The 18,699-nt window shown below is 38.7% G+C and carries 17 protein-coding genes; 12 read left to right on the plus strand and 5 right to left on the minus strand.

Annotated features, from left to right (window positions below; translation table 11 throughout):
* The first annotated feature begins 67 nt into the window (after positions 1-67).
* From BN4609_RS05510 to BN4609_RS05520, 3 genes are all read left to right on the plus strand, one after another.
* On the plus strand, positions 68-811 hold the full coding sequence (locus tag BN4609_RS05510; protein ID WP_068855592.1) for an SDR family NAD(P)-dependent oxidoreductase: 744 nt from the start codon (positions 68-70) through the stop codon (positions 809-811).
* Between the two features lie 85 nt (positions 812-896).
* Complete coding sequence (tsaA, locus tag BN4609_RS05515; RefSeq protein WP_068855593.1) at positions 897-1,589, plus strand: tRNA (N6-threonylcarbamoyladenosine(37)-N6)-methyltransferase TrmO; 693 nt, start codon at positions 897-899, stop codon at positions 1,587-1,589.
* A gap of 1,204 nt (positions 1,590-2,793) precedes the next feature.
* Complete coding sequence (locus tag BN4609_RS05520) at positions 2,794-3,180, plus strand: desulfoferrodoxin (RefSeq protein WP_021993994.1); 387 nt, start codon at positions 2,794-2,796, stop codon at positions 3,178-3,180.
* 549 nt (positions 3,181-3,729) lie between these two features.
* Here the strand turns inward: BN4609_RS05520 and fusA2 are convergent.
* Positions 3,730-5,892: an elongation factor G2 gene (gene fusA2 / locus BN4609_RS05525; protein ID WP_068855594.1), complete on the minus strand. Its 2,163-nt coding sequence runs from the start codon at positions 5,890-5,892 to the stop codon at positions 3,730-3,732.
* Positions 5,893-6,107: 215 nt separating this feature from the next.
* Here fusA2 and hemW point away from each other — a divergent pair, with 215 nt between their 5' ends.
* The 4 genes from hemW (at position 6,108) to abc-f (ending at position 10,180) form a co-directional block, all read left to right on the plus strand.
* The gene (hemW, locus tag BN4609_RS05530) at positions 6,108-7,247 is read left to right on the plus strand and encodes a radical SAM family heme chaperone HemW (RefSeq protein ID WP_068855595.1); all 1,140 of its coding nucleotides are present in this window, start codon (positions 6,108-6,110) and stop codon (positions 7,245-7,247) included.
* A gap of 6 nt (positions 7,248-7,253) precedes the next feature.
* Positions 7,254-7,607, plus strand: a complete 354-nt coding sequence (locus BN4609_RS05535) for a hypothetical protein (protein WP_068855596.1) — start codon at positions 7,254-7,256, stop codon at positions 7,605-7,607.
* 168 nt (positions 7,608-7,775) lie between these two features.
* Positions 7,776-8,399, plus strand: a complete 624-nt coding sequence (yihA, locus tag BN4609_RS05540) for a ribosome biogenesis GTP-binding protein YihA/YsxC (RefSeq protein ID WP_021993999.1) — start codon at positions 7,776-7,778, stop codon at positions 8,397-8,399.
* A gap of 8 nt (positions 8,400-8,407) precedes the next feature.
* Positions 8,408-10,180 (plus strand): ribosomal protection-like ABC-F family protein, encoded by a 1,773-nt coding sequence (abc-f, locus tag BN4609_RS05545; protein WP_068855597.1) that lies wholly within the window; start codon positions 8,408-8,410, stop codon positions 10,178-10,180.
* A 390-nt stretch (positions 10,181-10,570) separates the two neighbouring features.
* Here abc-f and BN4609_RS05550 read toward each other — a convergent pair whose 3' ends face one another.
* From BN4609_RS05550 to panB, 4 genes are all read right to left on the minus strand, one after another.
* Positions 10,571-11,236: a hypothetical protein gene (locus BN4609_RS05550; RefSeq protein ID WP_068855598.1), complete on the minus strand. Its 666-nt coding sequence runs from the start codon at positions 11,234-11,236 to the stop codon at positions 10,571-10,573.
* Positions 11,237-11,937: 701 nt separating this feature from the next.
* Positions 11,938-12,267: a cupin domain-containing protein gene (locus tag BN4609_RS05555; RefSeq protein WP_068855599.1), complete on the minus strand. Its 330-nt coding sequence runs from the start codon at positions 12,265-12,267 to the stop codon at positions 11,938-11,940.
* Positions 12,268-12,342: 75 nt separating this feature from the next.
* Positions 12,343-13,458 (minus strand): hypothetical protein, encoded by a 1,116-nt coding sequence (locus tag BN4609_RS05560; protein ID WP_068855600.1) that lies wholly within the window; start codon positions 13,456-13,458, stop codon positions 12,343-12,345.
* A 10-nt stretch (positions 13,459-13,468) separates the two neighbouring features.
* A complete protein-coding gene (panB, locus tag BN4609_RS05565; RefSeq protein ID WP_068855601.1) occupies positions 13,469-14,290 on the minus strand; it encodes a 3-methyl-2-oxobutanoate hydroxymethyltransferase in 822 nt (273 codons plus the stop codon).
* 281 nt (positions 14,291-14,571) lie between these two features.
* Here panB and BN4609_RS05570 point away from each other — a divergent pair, with 281 nt between their 5' ends.
* The 5 genes from BN4609_RS05570 to BN4609_RS05590 are packed head-to-tail and all read left to right on the plus strand — an operon-like array spanning position 14,572 to position 18,692.
* Positions 14,572-15,372: an RsiV family protein gene (locus BN4609_RS05570; RefSeq protein WP_068855602.1), complete on the plus strand. Its 801-nt coding sequence runs from the start codon at positions 14,572-14,574 to the stop codon at positions 15,370-15,372.
* A 12-nt stretch (positions 15,373-15,384) separates the two neighbouring features.
* On the plus strand, positions 15,385-16,005 hold the full coding sequence (rsmG, locus tag BN4609_RS05575; RefSeq protein WP_021994006.1) for a 16S rRNA (guanine(527)-N(7))-methyltransferase RsmG: 621 nt from the start codon (positions 15,385-15,387) through the stop codon (positions 16,003-16,005).
* A complete protein-coding gene (locus BN4609_RS05580) occupies positions 16,002-16,646 on the plus strand; it encodes an MBL fold metallo-hydrolase (protein WP_068855603.1) in 645 nt (214 codons plus the stop codon). Before rsmG ends, BN4609_RS05580 begins: the two co-directional genes overlap by 4 nt.
* 4 nt (positions 16,647-16,650) lie before the next feature.
* A complete protein-coding gene (ruvC, locus tag BN4609_RS05585) occupies positions 16,651-17,214 on the plus strand; it encodes a crossover junction endodeoxyribonuclease RuvC (RefSeq protein WP_262503276.1) in 564 nt (187 codons plus the stop codon).
* The gene (locus BN4609_RS05590; RefSeq protein WP_306455818.1) at positions 17,163-18,692 is read left to right on the plus strand and encodes an ATP-binding cassette domain-containing protein; all 1,530 of its coding nucleotides are present in this window, start codon (positions 17,163-17,165) and stop codon (positions 18,690-18,692) included. The genes ruvC and BN4609_RS05590 overlap by 52 nt, the downstream gene beginning before the upstream one ends.
* The last annotated feature ends 7 nt before the right edge of the window (positions 18,693-18,699 follow it).

Genomic DNA, 18,699 nt, shown 5'->3' on the forward strand with positions numbered 1-18,699 from the left:
ATGCTGGCATTCTGCCGTATACAAATATTATTCATTTATAAAATGCTGTTTTATTAAGATTGCAATTATGAAAACAAAACGTGCCATAATAGTCGGTGCGACTTCGGGTATAGGGTATGCCACGGCAAAACTGCTTGCTTCCAATGGATGGATTGTTGGTATCGCAGGGCGCAGAGAGGACTTACTTTTACAGATACAACACAGTCATTGTGGCATTGTTGCTACACAAAGAATAGATATAACCGAGGATGATGCAACAGAAGGGCTTATGCGTCTTATTCATAAGGTAGGCGGAATGGATATGTATTTTCACAGTTCAGGTATAGGTTACCAGAATGCATCACTTGAAGCGTCCAAAGAACTTGCAACAGTATCAACAAATGTACTTGGGTTCACAAGAATGACGGATTTTGCTTTCGAATATTTTCACAACCATCCGGATACAGATGGAATAATAGCTGTTATAAGCAGTATAGCCGGTACAAAAGGTCTTGGCGTTGCACCTGCGTATTCTGCAAGTAAAAAATATATAAATACATATTTGGAGAGTCTTGCACAACTCTGTAGCATCAGAAGCATTAAAAATATACATATTCTTGACATACGTCCAGGATTCGTAAAGACACCATTTCTTGGAGATGAATGCCATTATCCAATGCAACTTGATGCAGACTACGTTGCAAGGTGTATATGTAAAGCCATCGAGCATCGTAAATGTGTAATTACAATAGATTGGAGATACCGAATTTTAGTATTTCTGTGGCATCTGATTCCAAGATGTATCTGGACTAAAATGAAAATCGGCTCCTGACTTTCTGCTTCATCAAATATATGATTTCATTGCCGGAACATTTAAATGTGATGAGCAATAAAATTTCTTAGAAAAAACTTATACAATGGACATAAAACCTATAGCACATTTTCACTCTCCATTTTCTTCAAAATTCGGTATACCAAAACAAAGTGGGCTTGTTGAATGTTTGAGGGGTACTATCGTCTTTGAACATAAATACAGAAATCGGGATTTTATACGTGGACTTGACGGTTTCGACTACATTTGGCTAATTTGGGGATTCTCTGCAAATCCACACAAAATATCCGCACCTGTTGTAAGACCTCCGGTGTTGGGTGGTAATGAGAAAGTTGGAGTTTTTGCCTCACGCTCACCTTTCCGCCCCAATGCACTCGGGTTATCATCGGTTCGCATAGAGTCAGTCGAACAGGATATTCAAAATGGTCCCATAATCAATGTCCTCGGTGCGGATCTTATGGATGGTACTCCTATATATGATATAAAACCATATATCAGTTATGCAGACTCACATGAAAATGTGCGTTGTGGATTCACCGATAATATCGTACTTAGTAAGCTTAATGTGAATATGCCTGAAAATATAGAAAGTCTCTTTACAAGAGATGAACTTCTGTCATTATATAAAGTTCTCGAGCTTGATCCACGTCCTCGCTATCAGAACGCCTCTGAAAAGATATACGGGATGCCGTATGCTGGATATGACATTCACTTTCGTGTAGATGGTGGTGTGCTCACGGTAATTGATGCAGTACGATTGCGAAGGCATTTATGTTGATTTGTATTAAACAATATGTTTTGAATTCTCATGATATTAATTGTATGTAGCATAGCTGAATTTTTGATAAATCTTCATTCTGACTATAAAGCCGAATAGCATAAGACTTCCATTCTTATTTCGTGCTGCTGTAAGCCGGATTATATTCAGCTTTGTCGAAGATGTACCGGACTACATTGAGAAAAAGCTAAAGACTATATTGCGGCAGCATTGCGTAAGAAGGATGAAGAGCAGACAATAAACCTTAAATTTATAATAGGCATCCTGATGATTTGGGTTTAATGTCAAGATATTGACTTTCTTGCATATTGCTCTGTCTGCGATAATATGATGTTTGACTTTAGTGTGCTTTCATATATTCATACGTTTATGAAAGTAAAAAATATTGACAGCGGAAACTATTAGAAGAGAGATTGAAAAACGATGGCATCTGTATATATAACGGATATGCATTCATTTATGGCTTATTGAAAACTCTGTCACGGTGTGGAAGAGCCTTTCCTGTTTTCTGAGGCTGCGTTGTCGTGGTGTGACATAGCCTGTTATGCGATGCGAAAAAGGCTTTATCAGGCTGCGAAACATGCTTTATGAGAGGACTGAAAAGGGAGTGAAAACAATCTGTTAGGTGTAACTGTCTGTCGTACATGATGTTGACGTATATGTTCAAAACTCCGGATTTTGCGATAGGTTTGATTGTTGTGAGCCACGATGGCATTCTCGTTAAGTATACGTTGGTATAATATTCGGCTTTGGTAATACATATTATATATTTATGCTTTGACACACAGTCAATGATTTTCTGTTTCACAGACGTGGTGAGAGCAGTAATGATAAACCCAAATCGTCGTTAGAACACCTCATACAAATTTAAGGTTTATTGCCTGCTCTTCATCCTTCTTCCGCATTGATGCCATCATCTTGTCTTCGGCTTTTGCTCGACATAGTACGGTACATCTTCGATAAAGCTGAAGACAATCCGTCTGACCACAAGTACGAAATAAGAATGGAAGTATAATGACAGATTCGAGATAAAATACACGGTCTTGTAGAATAAAAGGCAAACCAATACGAATAACAAGCCAACTGGAAAAATAAATTATTCAAAAAAGATGCGTATATCAAAAATTTTTACTTTATTTGTATTTGTAATAGTTATGTATAAACTAAATACAAACAATTTATTCACTAATTCACTATATCTAATATGACAAAGGTTAAAGAAGTTTACCGTTGTGCTATTTGTGGTAACATAGTAGAGATTATGCATATGGCAGGAGGCACACTGACATGTTGCGGGCAACCCATGGAGCTTCTTACAGAGAACACCGTTGACGCTGCAAAAGAAAAGCATGTACCGGTAGTTGAGGCTATTGAGGGTGGTTATAAAGTTAAAGTCGGAAGCGTTGAACATCCTATGCAGGACAACCACTATATAGAATGGATTGAACTTGTAGAGGAAAATAAAATACAGCGAGTTCATTTAAAACCTGGAGACAAACCGGAAGCTGTTTTCTACACAGATTGCAAGAATGTTTACGCACGCGAATATTGTAATTTACACGGTCATTGGAGCTCAAAAAAAACTGAATAAACATTTTATGTTGTTTTTGTGAACAATAACTTATAAAATAAGAATAGCCATGGATAATAGTTCTGATATTATAACTTGGCTATTCTTATTTTTGGTGTCTTTAAAAATAAAATTCCCACATTTATATTTTCTCCAAATAAGAGCATCTCAAATTAAAGGTTAATGCCATTAGCCATTCATACATATATCACATATATGCTTATCAGCCCTTCATTCATTTACATACTGCTGGCGTCATGTTACTTTATGACTCAATCTTAATATAACACATTACATCAGGTTGAAACTTAGAAAGCAAGAATGTCTGTCGCTGCATCACGAAATATGGATGAAGTATTATGCCCTGTTGTGACTAAAACAAAAATCAGCTCCGGGTAGAGCCGATAATAATAAATTATTATTCATAAATGGATAAATAATAAGGAGAATGTCGGTCTTTCAATAAAATTGAATGAACACGACAAACTCCTTATTATCGTATCTACTTTATCTGTGCTTTATAATAAAAAATTATATCAGTAATTTTATATAAAGCATATCGCAAGCAACTTATTCGTTTTCGGCATCAAGTTCTTTCTCATGTTCTGCGATAAGAGTCTGCTGCATCTCATTCGGAACAAGTTCATAACTTGCAAACTTCGTGTTGAACGAAGCGCGTCCTCCTGTTATACTACTTAATGATATCGAATAACTGCTAAGTTCTTTCAATGGGATTTTTGCTTGCAATTTCTGATATCCGGCTTCGCTGTCCATACCCATAATAAGTGCACGACGGCTTTGCAGATCGCTCATTACATCGCCCATATAGTCTGATGGGACATATACCTCCAGATCATATATTGGTTCCAAAATTTTCGGACCGGCTTCCTTAAACGCAAGAGAAAACGCATTACGTGCCGCAAGCATGAACGATAGTTCATTTGAATCAACAGGGTGCATTTTACCATCATAAACAATGACTCTCACGTCACGTGCGTAGCTTCCGGTCAGTGGTCCGTGTTCCATTCTTTCCATTATACCTTTAAGTATTGCCGGCATGAAGCGTGCGTCTATTGCACCGCCAACTACCGAATTAATGAAAACAAGCTTTCCGCCCCATTCCAGATCTATCTCTTCGCGACCTTTTATGTTGACTTTAAGCTCCTGACCGTTTATTTTATATGATACAGGATCCGGCATGCCTTCGGCATAAGGTTCTACAATAAGATGTACCTCACCGAACTGTCCGGCTCCTCCCGATTGTTTTTTATGTCTGTAATCAGCGCGTGCCGTTTTTGTAATGGTCTCTCTATAAGGAATCTTAGGCTCTTCGAACTTAACCTGTAGTTTTTCATTGTTTTCCAATCGCCACTTCAATGTACGCAGATGGAATTCTCCCTGACCGTGTACTATTGTCTGTCTCAGTTCCTTACTCTGTTCTATCACCCATGTCGGATCCTCCTGTCTCATCCTCAACATTGCAGCCATCAGTTTTTCAGTATCGGCAGAATTGACCGCTCTTATTGCGCGTGAATATTTGGAATTCGGATAACTGATAAAATCAAATTTCCACTCACAGTCTTTCCCGTTAAGAGTATTACCGGTTTTTACATCCTTCAGTTTCACCGTGCATCCTATATCTCCTGCATTAAGTTGTTCCACAGGTATTCGGTTCGCACCTGCACATGCGTATATTTGTCCTATCCTTTCTTTCGAGCCACGGTCTGAGTTGGTTAGGTCATCACCGGTTTTGACACAACCACTCATAACTTTAAAATAACTTACTTCACCGATGTGCGGTTCAACGCCTGTCTTAAAGAAATATATTGATTCCGGTCCGTTAGAATCCGGCGTTATCTCTTCACCGCGGGTGTTGTGCAGTTTTGGCATTTCACTGACAAATGGAACAACATTTCCAAGAAATTCCATCAGACGTCTTACTCCCATATCTTTGCCGGCACATACACAGAAAACCGGGAATATGGAACGTGTTACGAGTCCCTTGCGTATACCTTCCCTCATTTCATCCTCTGTCAGTGTCTCTTCCTCGAAAAATTTCTCCATAAGACTCTCATCATTCTCAGCAGCCGCCTCGACAAGAATTTTATGCAGTTCCATTGCCTTTTCTTTTTCTTCCTCTGGAATTTCCTCTATAATCGGCATACCTCCGTCAGGACTCCAAGAATATTTCTTCATCAGCAATACATCTATCAACGCGTTGAATCCGCTTCCGGTACTGATCGGATATTGAATCTGTACGCATTTAGATCCGTATATGCTCTTCATATTCGATATTACGTTATCGAAATCGCATTTATCTGAGTCAAGCTGATTAATAAGAAATATAACAGGTTTCTTAAGTTTTTCAGTATATCTGAAGTTGTTTTGTGTTCCGACTTCGGGACCATATTGTCCGTTTATAAGAATCACTGCTTGGTCTGTAACATTCAGTGCTGTAATCGCACCTCCGATAAAATCATCTGATCCCGGACAGTCTATTATATTAAGTTTCTTATTATTCCACTCTACATGAAAAACGGTCGGGAAAACCGAGTATCCGTATTCCTGTTCAACCGGGAAATAATCACTTACTGTATTTTTTGCTTCTATTGTACCACGGCGTTTGATTATTCCGCTTCCATAAAGCATCGACTCGGCAAGTGTAGTCTTGCCTGAACCCGCACTGCCAAGCAATGCAATGTTCTTAATTTCGTTGGTTTGATATATTCTCATATCAAAAGATTTAATGAGTTAATATTTTTGTCTAAGGTAATAAGAGATAAAAACTCTTACGGCCGACTAAGTTAAATAAATTTATGTCAATTGCAAAAGAAAATATTGAAAAACTGTCAGCGTTTTAAAACATATTAGTATTTTTGCATTGAATTTTGTGGTTAATCAAACATTTTCAATACGTATTTAATATAATATATTGTCGTTAATTCAATATGGCGGGTCTATATGTACATATCCCCTTTTGCGCTACACGATGTTCTTATTGCGGTTTCTACAGTACGACAAAACTCGATTTGCAGGATAGATATGTGGATAGTCTGTGCCGTGAGATTGCACTAAGGAAGGAATATTTATCATCCTACTCTACCGATAGCAAAGCTGCCAATACAATCATCCGCACTATATATATAGGTGGTGGAACTCCATCACAATTATCCCGTTATAGCCTTGAAAAATTATTCCATGCAATAGATACATATCTGGAATGTTCACCGGAAGAGGTCACGATGGAAGTAAATCCGGATGATGTCACAAATGATCTTGCTGAGACCATATCTGCATTGCATATAAATAGGGTCAGTATGGGGGCGCAGACATTTGATGACAATCGGCTGAAATTTCTAAATCGTAGACACAAATCATTTCAGGTGGAACGGGCTATTGACATTTTGCATGAACATGGTGTAGGAAACATCAGCATTGATCTAATGTTTGGATTCCCCGGTCAGACATGTGACTCATGGAAAGAGGATGTAAGACGCGCGATAAGTCTTGACATACAACATATCTCGGCATACAGTCTGATGTACGAGGAAGGAACCAGACTGTATCGTATGCTGAAAGAAAACATGATAAAAGAGATAGATGAAGAGGTCAGTCTAAATATGTACAATGAACTGATAAATATATTGTGTTATGCCGGATATGAACATTATGAGATAAGTAATTTTGCAAAAAAGGGATATAGGGCACTGCACAACAGTTCATATTGGCATGACATTCCTTATCTGGGAATAGGAGCCGCAGCACATTCTTACAACATAAAATCGAGACAATGGAATGTATCTGACATTAATAAATATATTGAATCAATATCACACGACACTGTACCTTTTACATTTGAACCTATTGACGCCGACACACATTATAACGACATTGTAACAACAGAATTACGCACGTCGGAAGGTATAGATTTGTCGCAGCTTGATGACAAGTATATGCAGTATATCGTAAAACAAGCCGCAAGACATGTTGCTGATAAAACGGTTGTCATAAATGACGGGCATTTGAAACTTACACACGAAGGACTATATATCAGTGATATGATAATGAGTGATTTAATGAAAGTATGACAAGATATGGACAAATTGGAATTTGAAAGATATTGGACAGAGAACCGTGAGAAAATACTCAATGCAAACAGTGAATACAGGAAGGTTCGGGATAGCTATAAATCTTTGTCCGGTGCCGACTATCTGCTTTATGCCATACCGGTCGTTGCAGGCATAGTATTCATGGACAGTTGTAAGTTCATAGAGCAGGAACTCTTGAAATGGTTTGTAGGGGCTGTTGTCGTCATAGTGTGTTTTGTGCTATGTGTATGGGTAAAGGTGCTTATATCAGGCAATAACTCACCATTGGAGGTTGAGAATAAAATAAAATCACAGTTAAAAGTGAAGTTATTAAAAGAAGATAAGAGCGAAGAAATATAAAATAATTTGATTATCTTTGCTTGCCGTTCTGTATATAAAGCACGGTTCATATGTTGCATTTCATTTATAAAATATGTATTTTATGATGTATATGTGTGTATGAAAAACGATGACGGCATACAACATCTTATTTTATGTATAATACTATTTAAAATATTGACATAACACATGGAAATCAAAAGTTCTGAGTTTGTTATCTCTGCACCTAACGTAAACCAATGTCCGAATGACATAAAAGCAGAGTATGCCTTTATCGGAAGATCGAATGTTGGGAAATCAAGTCTGATAAATATGTTGTGCAACCACAAAGGTCTTGCAAAGACCTCTTCCACACCGGGAAAAACACTATTGATAAATCATTTCATAATAAATAAAGAATGGTATCTGGTAGACCTGCCTGGATATGGATTTGCAAAACGGTCGAAAACAGTACAGAAGAAACTTCAGAACATGATATCGTCATACATACTTCAACGTGAACAGCTGGTCAATACCTTCGTCCTTGTTGATATACGACATTCCCCCATGGCAATTGATGTGGACTTCATAAACTGGCTCGGACAAAGCAATGTGCCGTTTGCCATAGTATTCACAAAAGCCGACAAACTGACTCCATCCAAGGCGAGGCAGAATGCTGAGGCATGGATGGAAAAACTTAAAGAAAGCTGGGAAGAGCTACCACCCTATTTCGTCACCAGTTCTGAAAAAAGAACTGGACGCGACGAGATTCTCAATTATATTGAGAGTATAAATAAGTCATTGAAAGGTGACAGCTCTGAAATAATAATCTGAAAAACAAAATGATTCCATATATTGACGTACAAAATCTTTCCAAATCGTTTGGCGCACATGTCCTTTTCGAGAATATTTCATTTTCAATTTCTGAGGGACAACATGTCGGACTGATTGCAAAAAACGGTATAGGCAAAACCACGTTGTTGTCAATACTCACAGGCAAGGAAGGCTATGATTCTGGAGACATCATATTCAAGCGGGATCTGAAAATTGGCATACTTGAGCAGAATCCTGTGTTCAATCCGGAAGAATCGGTACTTGACGCATGCTTCAACCATAACGGGGAGTCTGAAAAAGTTCTTCGTGCAAAGCAGATACTCACACAGCTGAAAATAAAAGACCTCAATCAGCCTATGGGCGAGCTTAGCGGCGGACAGCAAAAACGTATTGCATTGGCAAATGTGCTGATTACCGAGCCGGATTTGCTGATACTTGACGAGCCGACTAACCATCTTGACCTTGAGATGATTGTCTGGCTCGAAGGCTACCTCTCCCGGGGCAACAAGACATTACTGATGGTGACACACGACCGATATTTCCTTGACCGTGTATGTAATATCATTCTTGAATTGGACAATAAAACAATTTATACATATAGAGGCAACTATGAATATTATATAGAAAAAAGACAGGAACGCGTCAACGCCACCATGGCGGAAATAGCAAGAGCCAATAATCTCTATCGTCGCGAACTTGAATGGATGCGTCGTATGCCACAGGCAAGAGGTCATAAAGCTCGATACAGAGAGGATGCGTTCTATGAGCTTGAGGCAAGAGCGAAGCAACGGATTGAAGAACGGCAGATGCGCCTTAAATCAAAAAACGTATATATCGGTTCAAAAATATTCGAATGCCAATATGTTTCTAAGGCATGGTCGGAAGAAAAGGTTATCTTGAAAGACTTCTACTATAACTTCAGCCGTTTTGAAAAAATGGGAATCATCGGAAACAATGGCAGCGGTAAGTCCACTTTTATAAAGCTTCTTTTAGGAATAATACAACCGGACAGTGGAAAATTTGACATCGGTGATACCGTAAGATTCGGATATTTTTCACAGGAGGGATTAAAGTTCAATGAGGAGCAGAGAGTCATTGACGTAATATCTGAAATTGCCGATTTCATCGATTATGGAGGTGGTAAGCATATAACCGCGTCACAATTGCTGCAACACTTTCTTTTCACACCGGAGCAACAGTATGACTATGTGTATAAATTGAGTGGCGGAGAGCGTCGCAAACTCTATTTATGTACGATACTCATGCGCAACCCTAATTTTCTTGTACTCGATGAGCCGACAAACGATTTGGACATTCCCACTCTGCAGGTCTTGGAAGAATATTTGCAGGATTTCCCCGGATGTGTCATCATAGTCAGTCATGACCGGTATTTTATGGATAAGATAGTAGATCACCTCTTGGTCTTTCAAGGGAACGGAGTGATACAGGATTTCCCCGGCAATTACACACAATACAGGGAATGGAGTGCCTTGAAGCCCAAAGAACTAAAAGAGAAAAACCAGCCTTTGGAGAAAAAGAGTAGAAAAGTCCAGGATGTTTCTGTACGGAAAAAAATGACATTTAAGGAGAAACGTGAGTTTGAGCAGCTTGAGAAAGACATTGCCGCACTTGAGAAAGAGCAGAAAATCATAGAAGAAGAACTGTGTAGCGGGAAACTGACAATTGACGAACTTACGGAAAAGAGCAAGCGTCTCCCGGTATTGAAAGACGAACTTGACGAAAAAAGTATGAGATGGCTCGAACTTTCTGAACTTGCCTGACGTTATTACATTTAATATAATAACCCTCTGTATGATATCATCTGACAGTCATACAATAATCTTATTGTAGAAGATTATTCTCATACTTAAAAGAGGTTATGTCAAAACCGTTGACATAACCTCTTTTATATAATCTGTCTTGTACTTATATTATTTAACGAGATTCTGTCAAATACTGAGCAAAACTCCATAATTCAGACAGACAGCGATAAATTGTCTCTTATCAAAAGTATTGCTAGCTCAGAGATTCAAAGTTCCTTTGGATTTGTTACTCATGTCCGGAAACCACTTATATCTGTCTTGCAATTCGATGTGTGTACAGCCCGCCTGTGTAAAGCCCTTAGTCACTTTGCTGGGAAACAACAGGACATACAGAAAGTGGTTACAGCCTCATTTCTTGACGGGATTATACAAGTCTGCTATCTTCTGCAAATCAGTTGGGTCTATTTCTTTGTTTTTAAGTTTTTCACACAGAACCGGGTCATCTGCGAGATATTCCATAAGTAAATTACGCTGATATTTATTCCCGCTCTTGTAATAGCCTATCACTTGTCCAATCTCCTCTCCTGTTTTGCGTGCCACATAAAAAATCTCTCCATTTGCTACACTGGAGATTTTCAGGATGCCACTACTTGGAATACTGTATTTATAGCTGCAACAATAGAATTCCACGTGATCGCCTTGCGCCTCAACAGACATCCACTGCGGCTCTATCTTTTTCTTCTTTTTTGTAGAGAACACCTTGTTTGCCATGTATGGATAGCATACGAGGAAGTGGCAATTTTCAGGATGAGTTTTTTTCCAAACACCGAGAACTGCTATGTCCGTGTTCTTTAGTTTTAGCTTTTCACCGTTTGTTGTCGTGATGTTTACTGTCTTCGTGTTTGATTTCGGCATTCTGACACGTCCTGTATACTCAGTGCCGTCCTTCATTACAATTCGACCTTCCTCCTGGTCAGTCGCGTCTTTCACTATGTCATAAATCTGGCAACTGCTTAACAACGGAATTGCAAGACAGAGCAATCCGATTGTTTTGATTGTTTTGATTGCTTTCATAATAGCTCATAGCCTCCAGTCCTCAAAGACCTTTACTAATTAAACATGAAGCGTAGAACTGAAATGCCATGTCCTGACTGAATGTCAATGAAAACCCGTGTTCGGATATTAAAACAGACTGTACACGTTATTACATTGCGAGAACCATTATGCTGTCCTATACACGTATTGTGTGATTTTCAGGATTTCAATCACAAGGTTAAGCATCACGCCCCTTCTTTTCCTTTTGTGTCTTAGAAAGAGTTACATAAACTCCGACAGCAAATCTACGAAAAAAGCCCACACTCTCCAAATTATAAATAGATTATTTTATCACATCGAAAAAAATTATCATGACCTCATGATTTCTCTTTAGATTCTACAGTTACTTTGCGCTTTTGCAACACCATCCACTTCGTTTCAGACAAGGTCCATTCTGTTTATGAAATCTTTTTTTCGTGGCAGCCCATAATCCGGTTGTCTATGTAAATCACATCATCCACGGCATTAGAATACGTTTACCTGATGTTTTTAATTCAAGCAGTTTTCTAATTATGAAACCTCATTAAAGTGCCGTTTGTTTCCTTGCCTTCAAAACTTATGACAAGAAACAAGTCCAAATGTCTTAATCAAGAAGGACAGCGCTGGAAATATGAATCTGGAAGCCATATTTCCGCACTGTTTGAAACTATTTTACAAAGAAATATCAGGCATATATCCCGTCAGAACTGGGGGACAATGGCAAGATACTCTATGTCGTAATCGTTCACATTTTGAAGGCAATGTGTGTGTCCTTTCGGGCAATAGTGTACTTGTCCTTCATTTACCTGCTCTATATTACCGTCGTAAACCACCCTCGCATTTCCTTTAATCATGTAGATTATCTCACAGCTGTCATCATGCGTGTGTGCTCCTATGGACGCACCGGCTCTTAATATGTGGCGCATGATTTTGCAATTATCATCTGTGTGGCTTTGCATGACCAACTCTCCACTGCCGCCTTTAAATTCCTCAAGGATGTTTTTCTCAATTAAGTTAAAATCTATAATCATATCTGATAAGTTTAATATTTGCGTTTTAGAAATACATTTAATGCCGGTTCTTTTTTTCAGGAATCACTGTTAAAGTCAATAACAGTTTAAAAACGACTGTAAGATTTTGTGAAACTGGGCCATAATCTGATTGTCTATAAACATATAACTTATGCAGATTCCTCCTGCAAATCCTCCCTCGCAGGCAAGGAAGTACGAACTTATTGCTGTGCTACGTTCACAATGTATCCCCGCGTCTATGTATTTGTGAAGCACATATGAACCGATATATCCTGTACCACAACCAAGTAAAAGTGGTACCGTATAATCTGTAAAGGGCAGACATCTGCACAAAATGATGAATATGAATGCTGTAAGCATGCATACAAGTCCTATAATGCCGGATAATCTTTTTTTACTTCTTACAAAATAATGACCGCCAATCATTGCTATGGAAAAACCTGCGGACAGAAAACCATAAAACATTACGGAATCCGTAAGGCTGACTATCAACCCAATAACAACATATATTGCTGCAAGTAAAATAAAATATTTTATGTCATGTGAATAAAAAAATCTGTCTGTAGAGATAATATTCACATTCTCGTCCGGACTCTTGAACGGAAATCTAATCATGCATACCAAGAGAATAGCTACAGCTATACATGCATTTGCCATTACATCTGTATCTATACTGTCTGTCATGGTCATGGCAATAACAGCTACAGCAGGGCCGACAGATAATGAGAAGCGCGACACCCATGATGCCGCGATATTAGCATCCGTACGGTTGTATGACTCACATTTGTCAATCATCAGCACGCCGGTAAGCGTTCTTTTCGAAAGACTGTAAAAGCATCCAAACAGAAAACATGAAATTTTTAATAGAATACCGGCAGACTCATCTGCCATTCTGCTTTCATATCCATACACGGACATGAACAATAATACAGAAAGCATTCCGGCGGTGGAAAATATGAACACCTTATTACGTCTGTAGCGCTGTATTAGCCAGTTGGTAAACGGACCTATCGCAAAAAGCCCTATGCCAAACATGCTCACAGCAACTCCTAATCCTTTTTGTATAGTACATTCTGAATTTATGTATCTTTGCAGATATACGGATGCTGTAATCATAAGCTCGGCAATTATAAGGATGATAAAGTCCTTACGCCACAGTTTCTTATGCGAAGGCATGCTAAACGAGTCCATATCCTTTTAATCAGTAGCTTTCGGATTCGTTCGGAAAAGAAACAGTCTTCACATCATTAATGTAACAGCCTACAGCATCGGTCATGACTGTATATAAGTCGGCATATTGGCGCAGGAATTTAGGTCTGAATCCACGGTTCATGCCCAACATATCCGAATAGACGAGGACCTGCCCGTCTGTACCGTTACCTGCTCCGATACCTATTGTCGCACAGTTTACATTTTCTGTTATCTTTGCAGCGAGTACGGCAGGAACTTTTTCAAGTACGATTGCAAAGCACCCCGCTTTGTCAAGAGCTTCAGCGTCAGCGATAAGCTTCTCCGCCTCAGCCTCTTCTTTTGCCCTAAGTCCGTAGCCTCCGAACTTGTGAACGCTCTGTGGAGTGAGCCCGAGATGACCGCACACAGGAATGCCTGCGTCTATTATTGCCTTCACGGTCTCTATTATTTCAATTCCACCCTCGAGTTTTAATGCGTCCACTCCGCTTTCTTTCATTATCTTTATGGCATTTCTAACGCCTTCTTCACGTGAAACCTGATAACTTCCGAAAGGCATGTCGCATAAGATAAGCGCATGGCTTGCAGCGCGTGCCACGGCACGTGCATGGTATATCATCTGCTCCACAGAAATCGGTATTGTATTTTCATTGCCTGCCATAACATTAGATGCGGAGTCACCAATCAATATACAATCCACTCCTGCCGCATCTATAATTGATGCGGTGGTGTAGTCATAAGCTGTAAGCATTGCTATTTTCTCTCCAGCCTGTTTCATCTTAAAGAAAGCCGGAGCAGTAACCTTTTTTTTGCTTGTACTTAAATATTCTGACATATCTCTTTTTTTATTGACGTGCAAAATTACAATAAAAGGACAAAACTGACAAAAGAAAAGTAATATTATGTGAATTTGGTGTCAAATACCAGGAATTAAATGTGAAATGTCCGCATTCATTTGATTAATTCTTCGTACCTTTGCACAAATAGTGCAGTCTCATTATGTATACGAACTGTTTGATTTTTTTGAATGCATTCTTCATATATAATCCACTTGAAGGTTACTGGCAAAATGTGCCAGCCTGCCTTATGGAAAAAGGATAAATTAATTGTAACAATATGAAAAAGATATTTACGGTTTTCCTGTTTGCGGCATTATTAATCTCCTGTCATAGGAAAAATGCCATTGAAAGAGGAGATTTCAATATAGACAGTATCGTGTCAGACTCGTCATTGAGACTTACCGACGGACTTGATTCTCCAGAATGCTCTATACACATAAGCGTGCAGTATTTAAATGGCGGGAATGGGCAAATGCTTAACCGCTCTTTTTTAAGTAATGGAATAATGTTGCCAGATTATACAGAATATTCCAATGGTGACGGAATACGTAAGTCTGTGGATTCATTTGTTGCCGGATATTTGTCTGACTATATGGATTTTTACAAAAAGATATATGAGAATGACAGGACTCATCCGGAACTATATAGCAACAGATATGCATTAAATACGTACATCTTATCAGAGAAAGAAGACGTCATTACTTACATGGCGAAACTGACATCTTACGGAGGCGGGCTTTACGAGACGAGACAGACGCTGGTCAAGAACTTTTATGCTGATACGGGAAAATTTATATCATTGGACGATATTTTCATTCACGGATATGAGAAAATGTTAAAAGACATCATATTAAATAAATTCTATAACATGTTTGATGTTGACAATATTGAAGGACTTAAAAAAAGATATATATTTGCAGACGGGAATATATATGTACCGGATAATTTCATTATTGAAAAAGATGGAATATCTTTTATATATTGTCAGGATGAGATAGCACCGCATGAGGAGGGTGAAATCAGAATAAAGGTAAACGATTCAGAGATAGAGAATCTGAAAAAAGTAGAAATTAAATAATTATTTTCCTCCATGAATGAGATTCTTGAATATTTCCCCAATATTACAGATGAGCAGCGTTCCCAAATGGAAATGCTGAGACCTCTATATTGTGAATGGAACAGCAAAATAAACGTAATATCACGAAAGGATATTGAAAACATTTATTCACATCACGTGCTCCATTCTCTTGCTATAGCAAAAGAGACAAGATTTACACATGGAAGCAGAATACTTGATTTCGGTACTGGTGGCGGATTTCCGGGCATTCCTCTTGCAATTATGTTCCCTGATTGCCATTTCAAATTGATAGACCGGACTGGAAAAAAGATTAAGGTAGTGAATGAAGTCGCATGCTCTCTCGGACTGAAAAATATAGAAGCTGAACAAATTTCAGGAGAGGAAGAAAAAGGAAAATACGACTTTGTTGTAAGCCGGGCAGTGATGCCATTACCGGATCTGATGAAAATCATAAAGAAAAACATATCAGACAAACAGAGAAATGCAATTGCGAACGGATTGCTATGTCTCAAGGGAGGAAATATAGATTCAGAAATTCACAACTACAGACATATTAGCCAAATTACGGATATCAGCAAGATATTCCGTGGAGAATGGTTTAAGAACAAATACGTAATATACATTCCAATATGATAAAAATAGAACGCTTTGTTTTCAACATGCTACAGGAGAACTGCTATGTTGTAAGCGATGATACCGATGAATGTGTCATTATTGATTGTGGTGCATTTTATGACTACGAGCGTAAAGCCATTGTAGAATATATAAATGGAAATAAACTGAAGCCAGTACATCTTCTTGTAACGCATGGTCACTTTGACCATAATTTCGGAAACAATACCATTTATGACGAATTCGGATTGACTCCCGAGGTCGCATCCGCAGACGAAAGCCTGCTTGGAAGCATTGACAGACAGGCAGAGTCATTATGCAGTATACATATCGACTTCAAATCACCGGTTCCGAAGCGTTTCCTTAAGCGTGAGGACGTAATTTGTTTTGGACATCAAAAGATAAGCGTAATAGAGACGCCGGGGCATTCTCCTGGTTCTGTCACGTTTTATTGTGAAAAGGAGAACATCGCGTTTACTGGTGACACTTTGTTCAAGAACTCTATAGGACGTACTGATTTCTCGGGCGGTAGTATGATGCAGATTATACAGAGTCTTAGAATGCTTGCGCAATTACCTGATGAGACAGTGATACTGCCCGGACACGGTGAGAAAACAACAATAGGAGACGAGTTGGCTCATAATCCTTATATGGAAAGATAAAGAAGTGAAAGAAAAACTGATATTAGGCATAGATCCCGGTACAAATGTTATGGGTTATGGCTTATTACATGTTTATGGCAATAAGGCAAAACTTGGTAATATGGGTGTTTGGGATATGCGCAGAATGGTCGACCCATACTTGCGACTCGGTTATATTTTCGAACAGGTGACAGAAATAATATGCAAGTATCTTCCTGACGAGATGGCTATAGAAGCACCTTTTTACGGCAAGAATGTACAGTCTATGTTAAAACTTGGACGTTCGCAAGGTGTTGCCATAGCAGCTGCAATACATCATAATCTTCCAATTTACGAATATGCTCCGTTGAAAATAAAAATGGCTATAACCGGTCAAGGACAGGCGTCAAAAGAACAAGTTGCTGATATGTTGAAGCGTCTTTTAAAGATTACTGATGACCAAATGCCTCATTTTATGGACGCTACAGATGCCTTGGGAGTGGCATATTGTCACTTTTTGCAGAAAAGCGACATTGAGACAGGTGTTCATTATAAAGGATGGAAGGAGTATATAAGAAAGAATCAGGAGCGTATATGCAAAAAGTTATAGAAATAAAAGACGGCATAGCAAGAAAGCCTGAATGGCGGATGAAGACTCCTGTCAATTTTGAGTTACTTTCAGGAGAACAGATGGCTGTTATCGGAAAGAATGCAAGCGGGAAATCTATGTTTATAGATATGCTGACCGGAAAGCATCCGCTTGTCTCTGACAATAGCCTGAAATATGATTTCTCGCCAGACAATCATGAGTACGCGTCAGATAATATAAAGTATATCAGATTCAAGGATTCATACGGATCTGATACTGACCGGGCATACTATATGCAGCAAAGATGGAATCAGGGTGAACTTGGAGATTCTTATATTACAGTTGCACACAAGGTGAAAACAGAATATGGGAACCTTTTAAAAAAAGTGGCGGAGGATGACGCGTATATGAGATTGTACAATATGTTTTCCATTGATGCAATCATGGATAAAAGAATCATCTCGCTATCCAGTGGAGAACTTCGCCGGCTTATACTTGCATTGGCAATACTGAATCAACCTCGTATTCTTATTATAGACAATCCTTTTATAGGTCTGGACTGTCAGACGCGAGAGATGTTAAAAGCCATTCTGAAAACGTTATGTGAGACACAGATAATACAATTAATACTTGTTGTTAATGACCATAAAGAAATTCCTGATTTTATAACGCATGTAATAGAGGTCTGTAAGATGTCTGTCATGCCTAAACAGACAAGGGTGGAATATGTTTCAAGACATAACATAACAGCAGCAGAAGATGCATCTCATGGATATTACCGAAGGAGTGAAATAATCAAACTTCCCTATGGAAGTGATAAAAAATCTTTTTCCTACGAATACGCAATACGTATGCGTGATGTCACAATCTCATATGGTAACAATCTTATATTGAATAAAATCAACTGGTGTGTGAAAAATGGCGAGCGATGGGCTATTACAGGAAGAAACGGTAGCGGCAAATCCACATTATTAAGCATTGTGTGTGCTGACAATCCTCAGAGCTACGCCTGTGATGTCACACTATTTGATAAAAGAAGAGGTTGTGGAGAAAGCATTTGGGAAATTAAAAGACACATTGGTTATGTATCGCCAGAAATGCATAGAGCGTTCAAGCATGACATACCTGCGATAAACATAGTTCGCAGTGGATTGGATGATTCCAAGGTCATAAACCGACGTCTTACAGAAGTGACTTCTGCTTTGTGCCACTTTTGGATGGACCGTTTCGGCATAGAACACTTGGCAGAACGTACATTCCTTAAAATGTCCAGCGGAGAGCAGCGTCTTGTGTTGCTGGCACGTGCTTTTGTGAAAGATCCCGAACTGCTTATATTGGATGAGCCTTTGCATGGATTGGACTACGAAAATAAGACCCTTGTGAATAACATAATAGATGCCTTTTGTGAGCGTAAAAACAAAACATTAATAGTTGTGACCCACTATAAGGAGGAATTGCCAAAATGTGTTGACAGAGAACTGAAATTAGAAAAATCATAAAATATTT

It is taken from the genome of Leyella lascolaii, from assembly GCF_900079775.1.
GTDB lineage: Bacteria > Bacteroidota > Bacteroidia > Bacteroidales > Bacteroidaceae > Prevotella > Prevotella lascolaii.